Consider the following 18,726-nt stretch of genomic DNA (forward strand, 5'->3'; position numbering starts at 1 on the left):
GGACGGTACCTGATACTGTTGGTACCGAGCAAAGCGAAGAGCCGAAACGGCCACCTCGGCCGCACAGGCCCCGACTCCGGAGGACCCCATGGCTACGACTCGCAAGGCGGCGATCGTCGGCGGGAACCGCATCCCGTTCGCGCGGTCCAACTCCGCCTACGCGCAGGCCTCGAACCAGGACATGCTGACCGCGACGCTCGACGGGCTGGTCGCCCGGTTCGGGCTGCAGGGCAAGCAGGTCGGCGAGGTGGTCGCCGGCGCCGTCCTCAAGCACGCGCGCGACTTCAACCTGACGCGGGAGAGCGTGCTCGGGTCGAAGCTCTCGGCCACGACCCCCGCCTACGACGTCCAGCAGGCGTGCGGCACCGGCCTGGAGGCGGCCGTCCTGGTCGCCAACAAGATCGCTCTCGGGCAGATCGAGTCGGGCATCGCCGGTGGCGTCGACACCACCTCCGACGCCCCGCTCGCGGTCAACGACGACCTGCGGCGGGCGCTCATCTCGCTGAACAACGCGAAGACGGTGCAGCAGCGGCTCAAGGCCCTGGGCGCCCTGCGGCCCGGGATGCTCGCGCCGGAGATCCCGCGCAACGCCGAGCCGCGCACCGGCCTGGCGATGGGCGACCACGCGCAGCTCACCGCGCACGAGTGGGAGATCGGCCGCGCGGAGCAGGACGAGCTCACCGTCCGCTCGCACCAGAACCTCGCCGCCGCCTACGACCGCGGCTTCTTCGACGACCTGGTGACGCCGTTCCTCGGGCTGACCCGCGACCAGAACCTGCGGCCGGATTCGTCACTCGAGAAGCTGGCCGCGCTCAAGCCGGTCTTCGGCAAGGCCCTGCCGCCCGAGGCCGAGGCCACCATGACCGCGGGCAACTCGACGCCGCTCTCCGACGGCGCCTCCGCCGTCCTGCTGGCCTCCGACGAGTGGGCCGCGGCGCAGGGGCTCCCGGTCCTGGCCCACCTCGTCGACGCGCAGACCGCCGCCGTCGACTACGTGCACGGCGGCGAGGGCCTGCTCATGGCGCCGGTCTACGCGGTGCCGGTACTGCTGGCCCGCAACGGCCTGACCCTGCAGGACTTCGACTTCTACGAGATCCACGAGGCGTTCGCGTCCACCGTCCTGGCCACGCTCAAGGCCTGGGAGGACCCGGAGTTCTGCAAGGGCAAGCTCGGCCTCGACGCGCCGCTGGGCTCGATCGACCGGGCCAAGCTGAACGTCAACGGCTCGTCGCTGGCGGCCGGGCACCCGTTCGCGGCGACCGGCGGCCGGATCGTGGCGTCGCTGGCCAAGCAGCTGCACGAGGCGGGCCCCGGCAAGCGCGGCCTGATCTCGATCTGCGCCGCAGGCGGCCAGGGCGTCGTCGCCGTCCTCGAGTCCTGATCCCGACCCTGCGTGCTTTATCGCGACAAAGCACGCGCGCTTTGTCGGGATCAACCACCGTTTGGAGGCTTCTGCACGTGAGTGACTGGTACCGCGACTTCGCCAACTCCGGCGTCGGGACGACGATCACCAAGCGGCTCGGGCTGCCCCGGCCGGCGGTGCTGCGCCGCTACGAGCCCGGCGGGCCGCTGCTGCCCGGGCCGGCGGTCGTCGGCTCGGCGGGGGAGGGCCGGCTGCGCGACACCGTGGTCGACGTCCTGAAGAACGCCGGGGTGACCGTGGTGTCGCCGGTGGCCGCCGAGGGATCGACGGACGGCGAGAAGCTCGCCGCGGTGATCCTCGACGCCACCGGCCTGACCACCCCCGCCGACCTGGCCGCCGCGCACGACTTCCTCGCCCCGGCGATCAAGCGGCTGCGGCCGAGCGGCCGCGTGCTGCTCCTGGCCGACCCGCCCGCGGAGGCGCACGACCCGGCGCAGGCCGCGGCCCGGCAGGCGCTGGACGGGCTGGTCCGCTCGATCGGCAAGGAGCTGCTGAACGGCTCCACGGCCAACCTGCTCCACGTGCCGGCCGGCGCCGAGGCGTCGCTGGCCAGCCCGCTCATGTTCTTCCTCTCCGGCCGGTCGGCCTACGTCGACGGGCAGGTGGTCACCGTCGCTCCCGCCGACGTCCCGGCGGAGCAGGACGGCGAGCAGCCGCTGGCCGGCAAGGTCGCCGTCGTCACCGGCGCCGCGCGGGGCATCGGCGCCGCGATCGCCAAGGTCCTGGCCCGGGACGGCGCGCACGTGGTGGCCGTCGACATCCCGGCGGCCGGGCAGTCGCTGGCCGACGTCGCCAACGAGATCGGCGGGACGGCGCTGCAGCTCGACATCACCGCCCCGGACGCCGCCGAGCGGCTGATCGCGCACCTGACGGAGCGGCACGGCGGGGTGGACGTGATCGTCCACAACGCGGGCATCACGCGGGACAAGCTGCTGGTCAACATGGACGCCGGCCGGTGGAACTCGGTCATGGCGGTGAACCTGCAGGCGCAGCTGGACCTCACCCAGGCGCTGCTGGAATCCCCGACGCTCGAGCCCGGCGCCCGCGTGGTCTGCGTCAGCTCGCAGTCCGGCATCGCCGGCAACCGCGGGCAGACGAACTACGCCGCCTCGAAGGCCGGGGTCATCGGCATGGTGCGGGCGTGGGCGCCGGCGTTCGCCGAGCGCGGCGCGACGATCAACGCGGTGGCCCCGGGTTTCATCGTCACCGAGATGACGGCGAAGATGCCGTTCGGCACCCGCGAGGTCGGCTCCCGGATCAACTCGCTGCAGCAGGGCGGGCTGCCGGTCGACGTCGCCGAGACGATCGCCTGGCTGGCCCAGCCGGCCAGCGCGGGCGTCAACGGTCAGGTCGTGCGGGTCTGCGGCCAGTCCATGCTGGGTGCCTGAGGAAGGGGCTGCGATGGACGCGCGCACGGTGCTCACCTCCCCGCCCGCGATGCCGGCGCTGTTCGCCCGGGCCGTGCTCACCGCGCGGGGCCGGGGCGGTGACCTCCCCGACGCCCGCGTGGCCCGCCCCGGCGTCGTCGTCGACCCGGGGGAGCTCGCGGCCTACGACCGGGTGTGTGGCTTCCCGCTCTCCGACGTCCTGCCCGCCACGTACCCGCACGTGCTCGCGTTCCCGCTGCAGGTCGCGCTGATGACCGACCGATCCTTCCCGCTGGCGCTGCCCGGGCTGGTGCACGTGCGCAACCGCATCGACGTCCTGCGCGCGATCCGCGCGGACGAGACCCTGGACCTCGAGGTGTGGGCGGAGCGGTTCGCGCGGCACGCGAAGGGGGCGACGGTCGACCTCTGCGCGGTCGCGACGGTGGACGGCGAGCAGGTCTGGCGGGGCCGCTCGACCTACCTGGCCCGGGGCGCGACGGCGCCGGAGGGCGCGCCGGAGTCGGACACGGCGGTGCACGTGGGGGAGCCCCGGCCGGTCGCCACCTGGCCGATGCCGGACGACGCGGGGCGCCGCTACGCCAAGGTCTCCGGCGACGTGAACCCGATCCACCTCTCCGGGCTGACCGCCAAGGCGTTCGGCTTCAAGCGGGCGATCGCGCACGGCATGTGGGTCAAGGCCCGGGCGCTCGCCGCGCTGACCGGCCGGCTGCCCGACGCCTTCTCGGTCGACGTCGGCTTCCAGAAGCCGCTCTACCTGCCCTCGACCGTCGCCCTGTCCACGGCCGAGGCCGGCGGCGGGTGGGACGTCGCCGTCCGCAATGCGATCAACGGCGCCGGCCACCTGGTGGGGACCGTGCGCCCCCGCTGACCTGGGCGGTAGCTGCCGAGACGGACGGCGAGCGGGTGCGTCCCGTATGGCAACTTCTGGCGGCCGAGCGCCGCTCGCGCCCCGTTTGCCCCTGCAGCCCCGGCCGCCCCATGTCGGTTCCACCCTGGCTCGCTCTGATTCGCCGTCATGGTCCAGTCCGTGCCGGGTCCGGCCCTTCCGGACGACGCGCCCGGCGTCCCGGGCCACTGCACGGGGAGCACGACGTGCGCATTCCGTCCCGCACCCGACGGACCGCTGCCCTCCTGGCCGCGTCCACCGTCGGGCTGTCCACACTCGTCCTGGGGGGCACCGGCGTGGCCTCGGCCACGGACCTCGACGACTTCACCTTCTCCACCGACCCCGCCGACGGCGCCGACCAGACGATCGCCGCGGGCGCCGACCTGGTCGTCCCGGCCGGCTACTGCTCGGTCGACTGGTACCTGCTGGGTGCCGGTGGTGGTGCCGACAGCAACGGGGCTCCCGGCGCGGCCGGCGACGACGTCAGCGTCACCACGACGCTGACCGGCGCGACGACGTTCACCCTGTACCCCGGATCCCACGGTGGGGACGGCGACACGGCCGGCGGCGTCGGCGGCACCAACGGCAACGCCGGCGACGACGGCGGGGTCGGCTCCGACGACGGCCAGGGCGTCTTCGGCGGTGGCGGCGGCGCCGCCTCCACCGTCGTCGAGGGCGGGAGCACCTTCCTGCGCGTCGTCGGCGGCGAGGGCGGCGGCGACGGGGGCGGTGTCCCCGGCGGGATCAGCAACCTCGTGTCCGGTGGCACCCCTGCTCCGGCCTACTGGGCGGAGGAGGGCAACATCTCCGGCACCGTGAACGCCTGCCCGGCGGCGCCCGACGTCCAGTGGGTCGACGGTGGCGACCACTCGCTGCTGTTCCAGCTGTGGACGGCCGACGACGCCACGGTCACGGGCACCCAGTACAGCCTGGACGGCGGCTCCTGGACCACCGTGACCACGGACGACCAGGGCGGCTTCCAGTTCTCGGGCGAGATCACCGGGCTGACCCCGGGCCACACGTATTCGGTCCGGTTCCGCTTCCTGACCACCGACGGCACCGGCCAGCCGAGCGCCGCGACGTCGGCGGCCCCGGCCGGGCCCGCCCCGACGAACGTGCACGCCACCGTGGCGGAAGGCTCGATCACGATCTCGTGGGCGCCGCCGGCCGACCCGACCGGCGTCGTCGGCTACGGGGCGTGGGTTCTCCCCGGGGCGGACCCGCAGTCCAACAACGGAGAGGTGGACTGCCCGGCGCTGGACGCCGCGGCCCGTGAGTGCACGGTCATCGTGCCGGCCGGTACCGAGTACACCGTCGTGGTCGTCGCGCTGAGCCCGAACCCCGGCCTGTGGGCCAGCGTGGTCAGCGACGTCGTCCCGGCGCCGTCGGCTCCGGTCAGCGTGCCGGCCGGCAGCGGTCCGCTCAGCACTCCCTCGGGCGCGCCGAGCGGTCTGGCGCAGGGCTCGACGGTGACCCTCACGGGCAGCGGCTACGCACCGAACTCGACGGTCAGCCTGTACATCTATTCGACGCCGACGCTGCTCGGCACGGTGGTCACCGATGGCGCGGGCTCGTTCAGCAAGGCGGTCACGATCCCGTCGACCCTGGCGCCGGGTGCCCACCACCTGGTCGCGGCCGGTGTGGACGCCTCGGGCAATCCGCGGTACCTCACCTCGGCGGTCACGGTCGCCCAGGCCACGGGCACGCTCGCCTGGACCGGCTTCGAGACGCTGCCGGTCCTCGGCGCGGGCGTCCTCGCGGTCGCCCTCGGTGCCGCCCTGATCGTCGTCGGCCGCCGGCGCCGCCTCGCCTGACGCAGCACGCTCCACCGCCCGGAGGGGGCGGGATCCCGAGAGGGGTCCCGCCCCCTCTGCGCGGCGGGGCGCCGGATCAGCCGTCGACGGTCACGTCGTTGAACGGCAGATGCGGCTCCACGGCCGGGAAGACGGCGAAGAGCAGCAGCGCGACGACGCCGAGCACCAGCGCCACCGCGAGCGCCGCGCGGACCCCGGTGCCTCCGGGCAGGTGCCGCCAGATCCAGCCGTACACGAGCGGTCCCTTCGTCAGTCCCCGCGCAGCGCCGGCGGGCCGTCGGGGGCGCCGGTCTTGCTGACGGGGTCGCCGTCGAGCCGCGCGTGCACCACCAGCCGGGTCCGGGCGGAGTACTTGGGGTTGCAGGTGGTGAGGGTCAGGTAGGCGCCCGACGGCGCCGCGGTGGCCGGGCCGTCGGGAGTCGGGGAGATGACGTCGATCGCGGTCGGGTCGACGACCTCGATGCCGGGGATGCCGCTCGGGTCGGTCGTCACGTCGCCCGTGGCCGGGTCGCCGAGCACCCGGTAGACGTACCACCGGGTGGCCGTCTCGACGACGATCGCGTCTCCCGGCCGCATGGTGTCCAGGTCCAGGAACGGTGAGCCCTTGCCCACGCGGTGCCCGGCCAGTGCCACGTTGCCCTGCTGCCCGGGCATCGCCGAGCCGACGTAGTGACCCGGGCCCTGCGCCAGCTGGTCCTGGCCGGTGCCCTCGACGACGACGCGCTCGAAGTCCGACCCGAGGCGCGGGATGTGCAGCACGGCCATCGGCTGGCCCACCGGCGGCTCGACCTCCGGCCGCGGCGCGGCGGCGGCCCAGGTGTCGTGCAGCCGCTGGTTCAGCCGCGATTGGTCGTGCGCGGTGAACAGGTCGGTGATGAACAGCTCGTAGACCACGAACAGCAGGACCACGACGCCCGCGGTGACGACGAGCTCGCCGGCCACGGAGACCCCGCGCCACCAGCGCGACGGAGGGGAGGACGGCGGCTCGTCGACCGTGACGGTCGCGTGATCGAGCGGCGGGAGGACGGCGCCGCGCGGCATCCGGCGGGTGTCGTCGTCCACCGGCAACCCCCGCTCCGCGCCCACGGACGGTCGCGCCGCGGTCACTGCCTGCAACCCGAATGGTAGCCCCAGGACCGGCCTGACGTCGGCTCACGGCTGCGGGCGGGCTCACCGACCGCGGTCGTCGACGAACCGGTCCTCGGCCGGGCCGGAGCGCACCGGCCGGCGCGTGGCGTAGTCGACGGAGCGCTCGGGCAGCCGCCGGACCGTCGGCCGGATGAGGGCCACGGCGAGGACGGTCACGACCAGGCCCGCGGCGAGCACCGCCCAGCCGATGCCGCCGAGGGCGGGCAGCTCGGCGCCGATCCGCCCGTGCACGTCGACCGGGGCCGACCCGTCGACGTTCATCACCACGAACATCCAGTCGCCCGCGGCCGGTTCCCAGGTCACCTGCTGCGTCCCCGGGCCGCTGGCCTGGGCGATCCAGAACGACTGATCGGCCGGCGGTCCGGCCGGCTCGCCGCCCGGGAGCTGGTCGCTGCTGGTGGCCGGCCCGTCGAAGCCGAGCCCGTCGACGATGGTCCGCTGCACGCCCGCCAGGTACGCCGTCGCGTCGGCGACCGGCGCGATCCCGACGAAGACGTCGTCCGAGCCGTTCCCGGTGATCTCGAGCCGGGCGTCGCCCAGCGCCGCGGAGACCGGCAGCCAGTCGGGGCCGGCGTGCAGGTCGATCCGGTCGCTCACCAGGGCGTAGCCGTAGGACCCGAAGTCCTCCGTGGGGGAGAAGACGAAGCCGTCGGACCGGTCGAACCAGTGCGCCCAGAGCAGGGCTCCGCCCCCGGCGAGCAGCCCGATCCCGGGCAGGAGGAGCAGCACCCCGAACACCAGGGCGACGGTGCGTCCGGCGGTGCGGGTCCGCCGGCGGGCAGGGGACGGGACGGTGGTGGTCACCGGGCACCTCCGGAGTGCAGCGACGGGGTACGGGACGGAGCAGGGATGGGGACGTCGTCCGGCCGGGACCGGCGCCGTCCGGCGCGCAGGTACAGCTCGGCCACGAGCAGGTTCGGCACCCAGCACAGGAACGTGATGACGAGGTAGGTGCGGTCCCACGCGGCCTGCTCGCCGACGCCGGTCAGGCTCGCGACGACCGGGGGGATCGCCATCATCCAGAGCCGCAGGGTTACCCCGGCGTAGGTCAGCGCGAAGGTGCGGACCATCCAGCGGCGGTGGGCGGCCACGTCCCCGCGGCGGATCGCGCGGAAGGCCACGGCCGCGCAGGTCAGCCACAGCAGCGCCAGCAGCCCGAAGCCGAGGGTCCCGACCAGGCCGGCCCGGTTGAACGGCGCGATGACCAGCCCGGCGCAGCCGGCGACCGCGATCGAGCCGAGCACGATCCGGCCGGTCACCCGGTGCAGCCGGGGCGCGCGGGCCCGCAGGCGTGCCGCGAACTGCAGCGGCGAGAGCACGAGGACGACGCCCGCGAGGAACACGTGCAGGTACAGCGCCGTCCGCACCGCGGGTCCCTGGTTCATGTAGGTCGCGGCCAGCGTGCTGGGGTCGGCGCCCATCTCCCGCAGCGAGGACGTGAGGTACGGCCGCAGGGCGAACGTGGCGATCGCCAGCGCGCTGAGGCAGATCCACCCGTAGGCGGCCCGCGTGGGCCACGTGGCGGCCCGGGGCGCGGCGAGGGTCATGGGGGGGCTCCTCCGGGGACGCCGGCGATCGGACCGCGCCAGCGTCCCGCCGAGGCGGCCTCGGCGGCAGCCCCCGGCGGGTCGGCTCTGCGTCCCGCGGGAGTGGCTGCACCGGCGCCGTCCTCCCTCGCGCGAGGGAGGACGAACGGCTCGCGCGGGTATGTCCCCCGGTGGTGCCGGAGCGCCACGATGGGGCGTGTTGCCGTCCTCCCTGCGCAGGCCCCGGCCGACGTGGGCCGGCACCCGCGTCGACGCGGTGCTCGCCGTCGCCCTCGCGGTCGTGTCGGTCGGCTACGTGTTCGCCTTCCCGGCCGGGCCTCCCTACGAGCCGGCGGGCGCGGTCACCGTCCTGCTGGCCGCGGTCGGCCCGCTGGCGCTGCTCTGGCGCCAGACCGCCCCGCTGGTCGCCCAGGCGGGGGCGAGCCTCGCGGTGACGGCCACCGCGGCGGTCGGCTCGCCGATCGGCTTCCTCGACTGGTCGGCCTGGATCGCGCTGTTCAGCTGCTTCGCCGCGGGGGGACGGCGGCTCCAGGTCGCCGGCGCCGCGCTCGCCGGGCTCGGCGTCCTCGGGTACGTGGCCTTCGACCGGGCCGACCCGGTCGCCGCGCTGCCCCAGATCGTCACGAGCTTCGTCATCTCCATGGTGGCCGGGGAGCTCAGCCGCCGCCGGACCCGCGCCGTGGCCGCGGAGGCGCGCCGGGCGGCCGACGAGCGCCAGCGGGCCACCGCGGCCGAGCGGCTGCTGCTGCAGGAGCGCGCCCGGCTGGCCCGGGAGCTGCACGACTCGCTGGGGCACACGGTCAACGTGATGGTCCTGCAGGCCGGGGTGGGCCGGCGGGTGTTCGCCGACAACCCGGCGTTCGCCCGCGAGGCGCTGCAGTCCATCGAGACCGTCGGCCGCGGCGCCCTGGACGAGCTCAACCGGCTGCTGCGGGTGCTGCAGCCCGACGAGCGGAAGGCCTCGGCGGCACCGTTCGCGCCCACGGTCGCCGACCTGGAGGAGCTGGCCGGACGGATCCGGGCGACCGGCCGGCCCGTCGAGCTGCGGACCGACGGCGCGGAGCTCTCCGGCAGCAGCGCCCGCGCGGTCTACCGGATCGTGCAGGAGGCGCTCACCAACGCCGTCCGGCACACCTCCAGCGGGCCGATCCGCGTCGAGATCGAGCAGGCCGGCCCCGAGGTCCTGCTCGAGGTGGTCAACGAGTGCGACCGGCCGGTCGACCTCGTGCCCGGGCGGGGGCTGGTCAACATGCGGGAGCGGGCCCGGCTGGAGGGCGGGGAGCTCGAGGCCGGACCGGTCGGCGGCAGCTTCCGCGTGCGCGCGACGCTGCCCGTGGGCGCGGGGGTGAGCTCGTGATCCGCGTCCTGCTCGCCGACGACGACCGCCTGGTGCGCAGCGGCCTGCGCGCGCTGCTGGACGCCGAGGCCGACCTCACCGTGGTCGGCGAGGCGGCCGACGGGCGGGAAGCGGTCGAGCTGGCGCGGACGGCGCGGCCGGACGTCGTCCTCATGGACGTCCGGATGCCGCGGCTGGACGGCGTCGCCGCGACGCGGGAGATCGTGTCCTGGCCGCGCCGGCCGCGGGTCCTCGTGCTCACGACGTTCGACCTCGACGAGGTCGTGGACGACGCCCTCGAGGCCGGCGCGGACGGGTTCCTGCTCAAGCGGGCCACCCCCGAGCAGCTGATCGACGGGATCCGGACCGTCTTCGCCGGCGACGCGCTGGTCGCGCCGGCGGTGACCCGGCGGCTGCTCACCGCCTACGCCGGCCGGCGCGCTCCCGACCGCGAGCGGCTGCAGCTGTCCACCCACCTGACCGACCGCGAGGCCGACATCCTGCGGGCGCTGGCCGAGGGGCTGTCGAACGCCGAGATCGCCGGCCGGGTCTGGCTGTCGCCGGAGACGGTGAAGACGCACGTCAAGAGCATCCTGGCCAAGCTGGGGGTGCGGGACCGCACGCAGGCGGTGGTGTGGGCCTACCGCACCGGCTTCGTGGGGGCGGACGCCGGCGAGCGGCGGACCTGAGGGCGGTCGATCGCGATCGCCAGCGCGGGCAGCGTGAGCACCGTGACGACGCCGGCGCCGACCAGTGCGGCGGCGTTCTCCGGCAGCATCGTCCCGTTGCGCAGGCCGATCTCGGTCAGCGCGACCAGCACCGGCAGCGCCGTCGCCGTCACCAGGGCGGTCTGCGCGCGCTGCCGCAGCGGGAGGACGCGGCGGTACACGGCGAACGCGGGCAGCCCGCGCACCGCGACCATCAGCGCGAAGAACAGCAGCAGCCGCAGCGGCGCCTCGGCGATCGCGGCCAGGTCCAGGCGCATCCCCGAGTAGACGAAGAACAGCGGGATGAAGAAGCCGTAGCCGACCGCGTCGAGCTTCGACTCCAGCACCGTTGCGCCCGGTCCCGCCCAGCGGCGCAGCACCACGCCGGCGAGGAAGGCGCCCAGCACGGCGTCGAGGTGGAACTCGTCGGTGAGCGCGATCAGGGCGATGAGCAGCAGGATCGTCCCGCGCAGGGTGATCTGCGCCGTATCGTTCTGACCCCGCGTGATCACGGTGGCCAGCCGCCCCCCGCGGCGCACCAGCCGGCGGCCCAGGTCGAGCACCAGGGCCAGCACCCCGACGGCGGCGAGGGAGGCGAGCGCGACGAACCGGTTCTGGCTGCCGAGGAACAGGGCGATCGCCAGCACCGGGAACAGCTCGCCGACGCCACCCGCGGCGAGCAGGTAGCGGCTGAGCGGGCCGCGCAGCAGCCCGCGTTCGCGCAGGATCGGCAGCAGGGTGCCGAGCGCGGTGGTGGTCAGCCCGAGCGCGACCGGTACGAAGGCGCGGACCAGCCCGGCCCCCGTGAGCAGCCCGACCACGCCCAGGGCCAGGCCCAGGCTGACGAACCAGGCGGCGACCGCCCGCCGTCCGGCGTCCTCCCCGAACAGCCGCAGGTCGACCTCGTAGCCGGCCAGCAGGAAGACGAACCCGAGGCCGACGTCGGCGAGCACCTGCACCGAGTCGGGATCGCTGAGGCCGAGCACCTGCGGGCCGATGAGGATGCCGCCGGCCAGCAGGAGCACCACCTGCGGCACCGGCATCCGGGGGAAGAGCCCGACGACGATCGGCGCCACCAGGGCGACCGCGGTGACCGCCACGAGGGCATCGATCGCCAGGGCGCCGTCCATGGCGGGCTCCTCCCCTTCGGGTGCGCCGACCCTGCCGCCGTCGGGAGTCCCGGGACAAGCCCGTCTTGACACCGGCAGGACGATCGGGCGAACGGGCGGAGGTGACGCCGGTGGCCCAGCTGGAGCTGTTCGCCGACCTCACCGGGCGCCGTGCGGCCGTGGCGTGGCTGGTCGGGGCCTTCCTCGTCACCTTCCTGGTCACCCGGCTGGTCACCCATGCGATCCGGAGCGGGCGGGGGCCGTTCCGCAACGCCAGCGTCGGCGGCGTGCACATCCACCACGAGGTGTACGGGATCTTCCTGGTGCTCGGCACCGGGACGGTCGAGCTGACCTACCGCCCCGGGCCGCCGTGGCTCTACGTGCTGGCCGCGCTGTTCGGGGTGGGCGCGGCGCTGACGCTCGACGAGTTCGCGCTGTGGCTGCACCTCCAGGACGTCTACTGGAGCCGGGAGGGCCGCAGCTCGGTCGACGCCGTCCTGGTCGCCCTCGTCGTCGGGGGTCTGCTGCTGGTCGGCGCGAACCCGTTCGACGCCGACCCGGCGGCGGGGGAGGGGGCATTCGCCCTGGCGGTGGCCGTGACCCTGGTCTTCGGACTGGTCGCGATCCTCAAGGGCCGGGTGGTGCTCGGCGTCGTCGGCGTGTTCGTGCCGGTCGTCGCGATCGTCGGCGCGCTGCGGCTGGGCCGGCCGCAGTCGCCGTGGGCCCGCCGCTGGTACCCGCCGGGGTCCCGGCGTCGCCACCGGTCGGAGGAGCGGTTCCCGGCGAACCGGCGAACCCGCTGGGACGCGCTGGTCGACCTGTTCGCCGACGTGCCGCCTCGTCCGGAGGACGGTGCCGTCGTCGGCACGCCCTACGGCGACCGGCCACCTCGCACGCCGTCCGCCACCGGCTAGCCTCGGAGCCCTCAGGAGGGCTCGCCTAGTGGCCGATGGCGGCGGTCTTGAAAACCGCTATGGGGTCAAACCCATCGTGGGTTCGAATCCCACGCCCTCCGCTCGGCCCTACGACGGTGGTTCCGGCCGCGCGAGCACCAGCACGGCCAGGGCCGCCGGGAGGAGGGGCGCCGCGGCCAGCCACAGCAGCGCGGCGTGCTGATCGGCGAGGCCGAGGAGGGCCGCGCCGGCCAGGGGAGCGAGCAGCCCCGCGCAGCCCCACCCGGTGAAGACCCGGCCGTAGGCGGTGGAGAAGGCATCCGCACCGACCCGGTCCGCGGTCGCCGCGGGGACCAGCGAGGACACCGCGCCGTACGCCAGGCCGGTGCCGAGGAACCCGGCGAGCACGACCGCGGGCGCCGTGGGCCCGGCGAGGCCGCCCACGGCCACGGCGGCGGTCGCCAGCGCGACGGTGAGCGCGGGCAGCCGCCCGATCCGGTCGGAGGCCCAGCCGGCCACCAGCCGCCCGGTCAGGTTGCCGGCCGCGAGGGCCGACACCGCGAGCGCGGCCGCCTGCGGACCCAGCTGCCGATCGCCGGCCAGCGGGACGGCGAGCGCGAAGAGCGCCAGCCCTGGGGCGGTCCCGCCGGCGAAGACGAGCCACAGCAGGACCACCGGCCGGCGCGGGGGACGGGCCGCCCGGGCTCCCCGCCCGGCAGGCCGATCGATGCCCGCCGGGGCGTAGCGCGCGGCGACGGCGAGCAGCACGGCCACGACGACCGCCAGGGCGACCAGGTAGGGCCGCCAGCCGACGCCCCGCAGGGCGGCGGGCGCGACGAACCCGAGCAGCACCGGGCCGGCGGCGTAGGCGGCGACGACGAGACCGGTGGCGGTGCCGCGGCGTCGCTCCGGGGTCCGCGCCGCGAGCCCGACCGCCACCCCGTAGCCCAGCCCGTTGGCGGTGCCGAAGAGCAGCGCGATCCCGGCCCACAGCGCGAGGGGCCCGCTCGCGGCCGCCGCGAGGAGCAGTCCCGAGCCGCCGATCGCGGCGGCCATGGCGAGCACGCGGCGGGGGCCGTACCGCTGCTGGACGCGTCCCACCACCAGCAGCACCGCGCTGAAGACGACGATCGCCGAGGCGAACACGGCGGCGGCGCCCCGCGCGGACAGGCCCGCGCCGGCCGCGGCGTCCTGCGCCACCAGGCTCCAGCCGAACAGCGTTCCGGCCGCCAGGTTCGCGGCGATCCCGGCCAGGAGGGGACGCGCGGCGACGTCCGTCGTCCCGGCCGTGCCGGACGGCGTCTCGCGACCGTCCCGGGCGGAAGGGGACATGACCGGTGCTCCTGCGCGTCGGTGCCGTCGAGTGTGGTCCCCCTAGGGCCGGATCGGGGTCAGCTCGGCGAGCAGCGCCCGCACACGGGCGTCGATGTCGTCCACGATGCGCCGCACCGTGGCGGCGTCCTGGCCCGCCGGGTCGTCGACGGCCCAGTCCTCGTAGCGCGTGCCCGGGAAGACCGGGCAGGTCTCCCCGCAACCCATCGTGATCACGACGTCGGCGGCCCGGACCAGGTCGGCGTCGAGCCTGGCCGGGATGTGATCGGCGACCGGCAGGCCGCGCTCGGCGAGCACCTGGGCGACGACCGGGTTGACGCCGGCGCCGGGCTCGGACCCGGCGGAGCGGACCTCGACGGCGTCGCCGGCGTAGTGGCGGGTGAGCACCTGGGCGGCCACGGAGCGACCGGAGTTGTGGATGCAGGCGAACAGCACGCTGGGCGTGGAGCTCATCGTTCCTCTCCTGTCGTGGGGTTCTCGTGCGGGACGACGGCGGCGTCGGCGCGCGCGGCGATGCGCGGGTAGAGCACCACCACGGCGGCGACGCCGGCCGCGGCGCCGAGCAGCTGCATGAGCACGAACATCGGGACCGAGGCCGGGGCGATGCCGGCGAAGGTGTCCGACAGCATCCGGGCGACGTCGATCATCGGGTTGGCGAAGCTGGTGGACGACGACCAGAAGTAGGCGGCCGTGATGTAGGCGCCGACCGCGAACGGCGCCAGCGCGCCCCGGCCGGCGCGGACCAGCCCGAAGATCAGCACCACCAGCCCGAAAGTGGCCAGTGCCTCGGACAGCCACAACCCGCCGCCCAACCGGTCGTGGGTGGAGACGCCTACCGCCGGGAGGTCGAACATCAGGTTGGCCGCGATCGCGCCGAGCACGCCGCCGGCCAGTTGCGCCGGCAGGTAGGCGGCGACCTGCCGGTTGCTCACCCCGTCGAAGATCCGGTCGGCCAGGGTGACCACCGGGTTGAAGTGCCCGCCCGAGACCGGGCCGAAGGCGAGGATCAGCGCGACCAGCCCGGCGCCGGTGACCAGGGCGTTCTCCAGCAGTTGCAGGCCGGAATCGGTGGAGAGGCGCTGCGCCGCGATGCCGGAACCGATGACGACGGTGACCAGTCCGGCTGACCCGAGGAACTCGGCGGTGGCCTGACGGACCAGCAGGGGCAGCGCCATCAGCAGCAGTCGGGGTCGATCACCCGGCAGAGCGCGCCGAGGGAGTCGCGGCGGGCCCGGTAGTAGACGTTCATCCCGCGGCGCTCACCCTCGCTGATCAGCCCGGCCTTGCGCAGCACCTGCAGGTGGTGGCTCACCGTGGCCTCGGTCAGCCCGACGGCCGGCGCGAGGTCGCAGGTGCACACCTCGTCGGCGGCGAGCAGCATCGACATCAGCCGCACCCGCACGGGATCCCCGAGCGCCTTGAGCCGGACCGCCACCTCCAGCGCCGCGGCCGCGTCCATCGGCGCGGCCGCGACCGGGGCGCAGCAGATCGGCGCGGTCGTGTCGATGACAGGCAGGGCCTTCGGCATGCCCTCATGGTGCCAACCCTGTTGACATTCGTCAAAGAGGTCGGCAGTCTCTCCGCCGTCCGAGTTAGATGAACGTCTAATCCCTGCGAGGTGTCGCATGTCCCGCATCCAGCTCGCCCTCAACGTCGACGACGTCGAGGCGGCCACCGCGTTCTACGCCACGCTGTTCGGCACCGAGCCGGCCAAGCGCCGTCCCGGCTACGCCAACTTCGCCATCGCGAACCCGCCGCTGAAGCTGGTCCTGCTGGAGAACCCGGGCCGGGGCGGCACCCTCAACCACCTCGGCGTGGAGGTGGCCTCGGTCGACGAGGTCGACGCCGAGCAGACGCGGCTGGCGGAGCACGGCCTGGCCTCGGTCGAGGAGCGCGGCACCACCTGCTGCTACGCCAAGCAGGACAAGTTCTGGGTCGAGGGCGCGCCCGGTGGCGAGCGCTGGGAGGTCTACACCGTGCTGGCGGACAGCGAGACCTTCTTCAGCGAGACCTGCGACGGTCCCCAGTGCTGCTCCAGTGCCTGATTCCCGCGAGGCTGTGCACTCAGTCGGCCCTCCGCCCGTGCTCCGGCCCGGCCGAGCGCACAACGATCATGAACGGTGCACGGCCGCCGGCCCGCTCCGTCGCGCGTCAGCCGTAGGTCACGAGGAACGTGTCGTAGTCGTCGTCCCGCAGGTCGGCCTGGATCGGCGCGGCGGTCGGGAAGTCCGGGGAGAGGGTCCGGCCGACGGCGGAGACGGTGCCGGTGCCGATCGTGACGGCGTTGGCCCGGTCTGCCTCGCTGCCGCCGAGGAAGGTGCTCCAGACCAGCGCGCCGTCCGTCCCGGCGAGCAGGGTGACGAAGCCGTCGATGTAGCCGCCGAGCTCCGGTTGGACGGCGGTCAGCGTCGGGAAGTCCCGGGAGTCGGTGCGTCCGGCGACGGCGATGTTGCCGGCGTCGTCGACGGCGACCCCGAGGCCCTGGTCCTCGGCCGCGCCGCCCAGGAAGGTGCTGAAGTCCAGGCTGCCGCCGTCCGGGGACAGGCGGGTGACGAAGCCGTCGTCGCAGAACTCCTCCGGCTCCGCGGAGGTGCACGAGGCGTTCGCCAGGGCCTGCTGTGCGGGCCGCGCCGTCGGGAAGTCGGGCGACTGGGTGCTGCCGGTGACCACGGCCCTGCCGGTCGAGTCCACCGCGATCCCACCGGCCGCATCGGGCTGCGTGCCGCCGAGGTACGAGCTGTACTGCGCGGTCGAGCCGTCGGCCGAGAGCTTGGTGACGAACGCGTCGGGACATGGCGTGCCCGGAGGCGGCCCGCACGCGGTCCCGCTGATCTGGCCCTGCACGCCGCCCTCGACCGGGAAGTTCGTCGACCGGGTCCCGCCGGTGACGAACGCGCTGCCGTCGTCGGCCACGGCGATCCCGGCGTTGGTGTCGCCGGCCTCCCCGCCGAGGTAGGTGCTGTACTCCAGCGCGCCGCCGTCCGGGCTCAGCTTGCTGACGAAGACGTCCAGCTCGCAGGGCACGTCGCCGGGGCAGGGCGGGCTGCCCAACTTCTCCTGGAACGCCGAGACGGTCGGCAGGTCGAGGGAGTCGGTGTTGCCCGAGACGTACGCGCTGCCGGCGTCGTCGACGGCGATGCCGATCCCCTCCTCGTTGAGGGTGCCGCCCAGGAGGGTGCTGTAGACCAGGCCGCCGTCCGGGTCGTACTTGGTGACGAACGCGTCGTGGCACGGCGGCGCGGCCTGGCCCACCGCGCACGCCGTGCCGGCGAGCTCGGGCTGGAACGCGTTCGCCGTGGGGAAGTCGGTCGACCCGGTGCGGCCGGTGACGTAGACGTTGCCGTCCGCGTCGAGCGCCAGCGCGTAGGCGGCGTCGTGGTCGTGGCCGCCGAGGACGACGCTCCACACGAGGGCACCCTCGGCGGAGATCTTGACGACGAACGCGTCCACGATGCCGCCCGGACCCTCGGCCCGCGCCTCGGGGAAGTCGCGGGACGTGGTGAAGCCCGTCATGTACCGGTTGCCGGCGTCGTCCACCTCGACGTCGGTGGCCTCGTCCCACTCGAGGCCACCGAGGAACGTGGAGAAGCCGAGGCCCACCGGCCCGAGCGGCGCCTCGGGCGCCCGGGCTTCGGCGCCGCGGAGCAGCCGCTGGCCCAGCACGACTCCGCCGAGCACGAGGACGGCGACCGAGATGACGACGAGGATGGTGCGCAGGGCGGTCGGGGCAAGGGCTGACCGTCGGGACATGTCCCCTCCAAGGGTCAGGGCGCGCGGTCAGGAGACGAAGACGGCGATGCGCTCGACGCCGTTCTGGGCCATCCCCTGGAGGTTCCAGAAGGCCTCGAGGGGCTGGGTGTTGCCGGTGACGTCGGTGGCTCGGGCGGCGAGGATGTGCTCGCCGGGCGTCGCGTTCCAGGTGAAGCGCCACGGCGTCCAGGCGTGCGGGGACACCGGCTCCTCGAGGGTCGCGGGGCTGAAGGTCTGCCGGTCGTCGGTGGTGATCTCGACCTTCTCGATCGGGCCGTAGCCCGACCAGGCCATCCCGCGCAGGTCGATCTCACCCGCCTCGACGAACCGTTTGCGGCTGATCAGGTCGGGGATCCCGGGGGGCTTGATCGCGGCACGGACGAACTTCTTCTGCACCGGGCGGCCGGCATCGCTGGAATTGAAGGTCAGCCGGTAGACCTGCTTCTGCTGGACGCCCTGGAACGGGTGGTCGATGACGGTGATCGCCTTGAGCCACTTGACGCTCTGCATGCCGTACCACGTGGGCACGACCAGCCGCAGCGGGAAGCCGTGCGCGGGCGGCAACGGGCCCCCGTTGGCGTCCCACGCCAGGATGACGCCGTCGGCGAGCGCCTCGTCGACGGGCAGCGCCCGCTCGAAGTGGTGCCGGACCCCGAGGTCGATGCCCTCGTCGTGCCCGGTGAAGACCACCTCCACGGCGTCCTCGAGCAGGCCCGCCTCCTCGAGCAGGGGACGCAGCGGGGTGCCGGTGTAGTCGAAGACGCCGAGGGCCTCGCTGAACCAGGGCACGTAGACCGACCGGGGGTGCTCGAACGAGCGGCCGTTGCCCGCGCACTCCATGATGCTCGGCTGCTGCACGTTCGGTCGCTGCTTCAGCTCGTCGAGCGTCACGGTGCGGGGGTTGGCGACCCGGCCGCCGATGGTGAACGAGTAGCCGTCCGCGGACAGCTGCGGGACGTCGAAGTGGATCAGCTGGAAGTGCGACGCGACCGGCGTGATCGGCTGGTCGAGGAACTCGAAGTGCATCCCGTGGTTGCGGAACGCCAGCCGGGTCTCCTCGTCGCTGAACAGCGTCGAGGGCGGCGGCCGGTCCGGCGTCGGCTGAGGCGGCTCGTGGCCGGCCCAGGCGTCGGTGACGGCACCCAGCGCAGCGGCCCCGGCTCCGGCTGCCGCGAGTCCGAGCACCGACCGCCGGCCGAGCCGCCCTCCCCGAACCGGTCCGGGAGGCGTGCTCGCGGGGACGCTGTCGCGGTCGTGGTCGGTGTTGTCCATCAGCTCACTCCCGTGCGGGGCGCGCCGGTCGCCCTGTCCCCGGCGCTGCGGACGCCCTCGAGGTCGTTCCTGACCGACGGGCAGCAGATGTCGCTGAGCGCTGTCGCGCGCAGATGCCTG

General features: G+C 74.5%; 19 protein-coding genes and 1 tRNA gene. 9 read left to right on the top strand and 11 right to left on the bottom strand.

Annotated features, from left to right (window positions below):
- The first annotated feature begins 88 nt into the window (after positions 1 to 88).
- The 4 genes from AB3388_RS00690 (at position 89) to AB3388_RS00705 (ending at position 5,511) form a co-directional block, all read left to right on the top strand.
- Positions 89 to 1,381 (top strand): acetyl-CoA C-acetyltransferase, encoded by a 1,293-nt coding sequence (locus AB3388_RS00690; protein WP_495408832.1) that lies wholly within the window; start codon positions 89 to 91, stop codon positions 1,379 to 1,381.
- Positions 1,382 to 1,458: 77 nt separating this feature from the next.
- Positions 1,459 to 2,811 (top strand): 3-oxoacyl-ACP reductase, encoded by a 1,353-nt coding sequence (locus AB3388_RS00695; RefSeq protein ID WP_495408833.1) that lies wholly within the window; start codon positions 1,459 to 1,461, stop codon positions 2,809 to 2,811.
- A gap of 13 nt (positions 2,812 to 2,824) precedes the next feature.
- On the top strand, positions 2,825 to 3,679 hold the full coding sequence (locus AB3388_RS00700) for a MaoC/PaaZ C-terminal domain-containing protein (protein ID WP_495408834.1): 855 nt from the start codon (positions 2,825 to 2,827) through the stop codon (positions 3,677 to 3,679).
- Between the two features lie 224 nt (positions 3,680 to 3,903).
- Positions 3,904 to 5,511, top strand: coding sequence for a fibronectin type III domain-containing protein (locus tag AB3388_RS00705; protein ID WP_495408835.1), 1,608 nt, complete (start codon positions 3,904 to 3,906; stop codon positions 5,509 to 5,511).
- Between the two features lie 76 nt (positions 5,512 to 5,587).
- Here the strand turns inward: AB3388_RS00705 and AB3388_RS00710 are convergent, their stop codons facing one another.
- The 4 genes from AB3388_RS00710 to AB3388_RS00725 form a co-directional block, all read right to left on the bottom strand.
- Positions 5,588 to 5,746, bottom strand: a complete 159-nt coding sequence (locus AB3388_RS00710; protein WP_495408836.1) for a hypothetical protein — start codon at positions 5,744 to 5,746, stop codon at positions 5,588 to 5,590.
- Positions 5,747 to 5,760: 14 nt separating this feature from the next.
- Positions 5,761 to 6,573, bottom strand: a complete 813-nt coding sequence (locus AB3388_RS00715) for a class E sortase (protein ID WP_495408837.1) — start codon at positions 6,571 to 6,573, stop codon at positions 5,761 to 5,763.
- Positions 6,574 to 6,681: 108 nt separating this feature from the next.
- Positions 6,682 to 7,464: a hypothetical protein gene (locus tag AB3388_RS00720; RefSeq protein ID WP_495408838.1), complete on the bottom strand. Its 783-nt coding sequence runs from the start codon at positions 7,462 to 7,464 to the stop codon at positions 6,682 to 6,684.
- Positions 7,461 to 8,207: a DUF2306 domain-containing protein gene (locus tag AB3388_RS00725; protein WP_495408839.1), complete on the bottom strand. Its 747-nt coding sequence runs from the start codon at positions 8,205 to 8,207 to the stop codon at positions 7,461 to 7,463. The genes AB3388_RS00720 and AB3388_RS00725 overlap by 4 nt, the downstream gene beginning before the upstream one ends.
- Before the next feature lie 196 nt (positions 8,208 to 8,403).
- Between AB3388_RS00725 and AB3388_RS00730 the strand changes: the two genes are divergently transcribed.
- Positions 8,404 to 9,564, top strand: coding sequence for a sensor histidine kinase (locus AB3388_RS00730; protein WP_495408840.1), 1,161 nt, complete (start codon positions 8,404 to 8,406; stop codon positions 9,562 to 9,564).
- Positions 9,561 to 10,232 (top strand): response regulator, encoded by a 672-nt coding sequence (locus AB3388_RS00735; RefSeq protein WP_495408841.1) that lies wholly within the window; start codon positions 9,561 to 9,563, stop codon positions 10,230 to 10,232. The genes AB3388_RS00730 and AB3388_RS00735 overlap by 4 nt, the downstream gene beginning before the upstream one ends.
- Here AB3388_RS00735 and AB3388_RS00740 read toward each other — a convergent pair.
- On the bottom strand, positions 10,184 to 11,380 hold the full coding sequence (locus AB3388_RS00740) for a cation:proton antiporter (protein ID WP_495408842.1): 1,197 nt from the start codon (positions 11,378 to 11,380) through the stop codon (positions 10,184 to 10,186). The genes AB3388_RS00735 and AB3388_RS00740 overlap by 49 nt on opposite strands.
- 110 nt (positions 11,381 to 11,490) lie before the next feature.
- Here AB3388_RS00740 and AB3388_RS00745 point away from each other — a divergent pair, with 110 nt between their 5' ends.
- On the top strand, positions 11,491 to 12,273 hold the full coding sequence (locus AB3388_RS00745; RefSeq protein WP_495408843.1) for a hypothetical protein: 783 nt from the start codon (positions 11,491 to 11,493) through the stop codon (positions 12,271 to 12,273).
- A gap of 14 nt (positions 12,274 to 12,287) precedes the next feature.
- Positions 12,288 to 12,374, top strand: a tRNA-Ser gene (locus tag AB3388_RS00750).
- Positions 12,375 to 12,381: 7 nt separating this feature from the next.
- Here AB3388_RS00750 and AB3388_RS00755 read toward each other — a convergent pair.
- The 4 genes from AB3388_RS00755 to AB3388_RS00770 are packed head-to-tail and all read right to left on the bottom strand — an operon-like array spanning position 12,382 to position 15,112.
- Complete coding sequence (locus AB3388_RS00755) at positions 12,382 to 13,584, bottom strand: MFS transporter (RefSeq protein WP_495408844.1); 1,203 nt, start codon at positions 13,582 to 13,584, stop codon at positions 12,382 to 12,384.
- Positions 13,585 to 13,626: 42 nt separating this feature from the next.
- Positions 13,627 to 14,037, bottom strand: coding sequence for an arsenate-mycothiol transferase ArsC (locus AB3388_RS00760; protein ID WP_495408845.1), 411 nt, complete (start codon positions 14,035 to 14,037; stop codon positions 13,627 to 13,629).
- On the bottom strand, positions 14,034 to 14,759 hold the full coding sequence (locus AB3388_RS00765) for an aquaporin (protein ID WP_495408846.1): 726 nt from the start codon (positions 14,757 to 14,759) through the stop codon (positions 14,034 to 14,036). Before AB3388_RS00765 ends, AB3388_RS00760 begins: the two co-directional genes overlap by 4 nt.
- Positions 14,759 to 15,112 (bottom strand): Rv2640c family ArsR-like transcriptional regulator, encoded by a 354-nt coding sequence (locus AB3388_RS00770; protein WP_495408847.1) that lies wholly within the window; start codon positions 15,110 to 15,112, stop codon positions 14,759 to 14,761. The genes AB3388_RS00765 and AB3388_RS00770 overlap by 1 nt, the downstream gene beginning before the upstream one ends.
- Before the next feature lie 97 nt (positions 15,113 to 15,209).
- Between AB3388_RS00770 and AB3388_RS00775 the strand changes: the two genes are divergently transcribed.
- On the top strand, positions 15,210 to 15,629 hold the full coding sequence (locus AB3388_RS00775; protein WP_495408848.1) for an ArsI/CadI family heavy metal resistance metalloenzyme: 420 nt from the start codon (positions 15,210 to 15,212) through the stop codon (positions 15,627 to 15,629).
- A 106-nt stretch (positions 15,630 to 15,735) separates the two neighbouring features.
- On the opposite strand, the gene AB3388_RS00780 is transcribed toward AB3388_RS00775, so the two are convergent.
- Positions 15,736 to 17,334 (bottom strand): SBBP repeat-containing protein, encoded by a 1,599-nt coding sequence (locus AB3388_RS00780; protein ID WP_495408849.1) that lies wholly within the window; start codon positions 17,332 to 17,334, stop codon positions 15,736 to 15,738.
- Positions 17,335 to 17,361: 27 nt separating this feature from the next.
- Complete coding sequence (locus AB3388_RS00785) at positions 17,362 to 18,606, bottom strand: sulfite oxidase (protein WP_495408850.1); 1,245 nt, start codon at positions 18,604 to 18,606, stop codon at positions 17,362 to 17,364.
- Positions 18,607 to 18,726 lie beyond the last annotated feature (120 nt).

The sequence above is a fragment of the Geodermatophilus sp. SMS 5-13 genome (assembly GCF_059428245.1).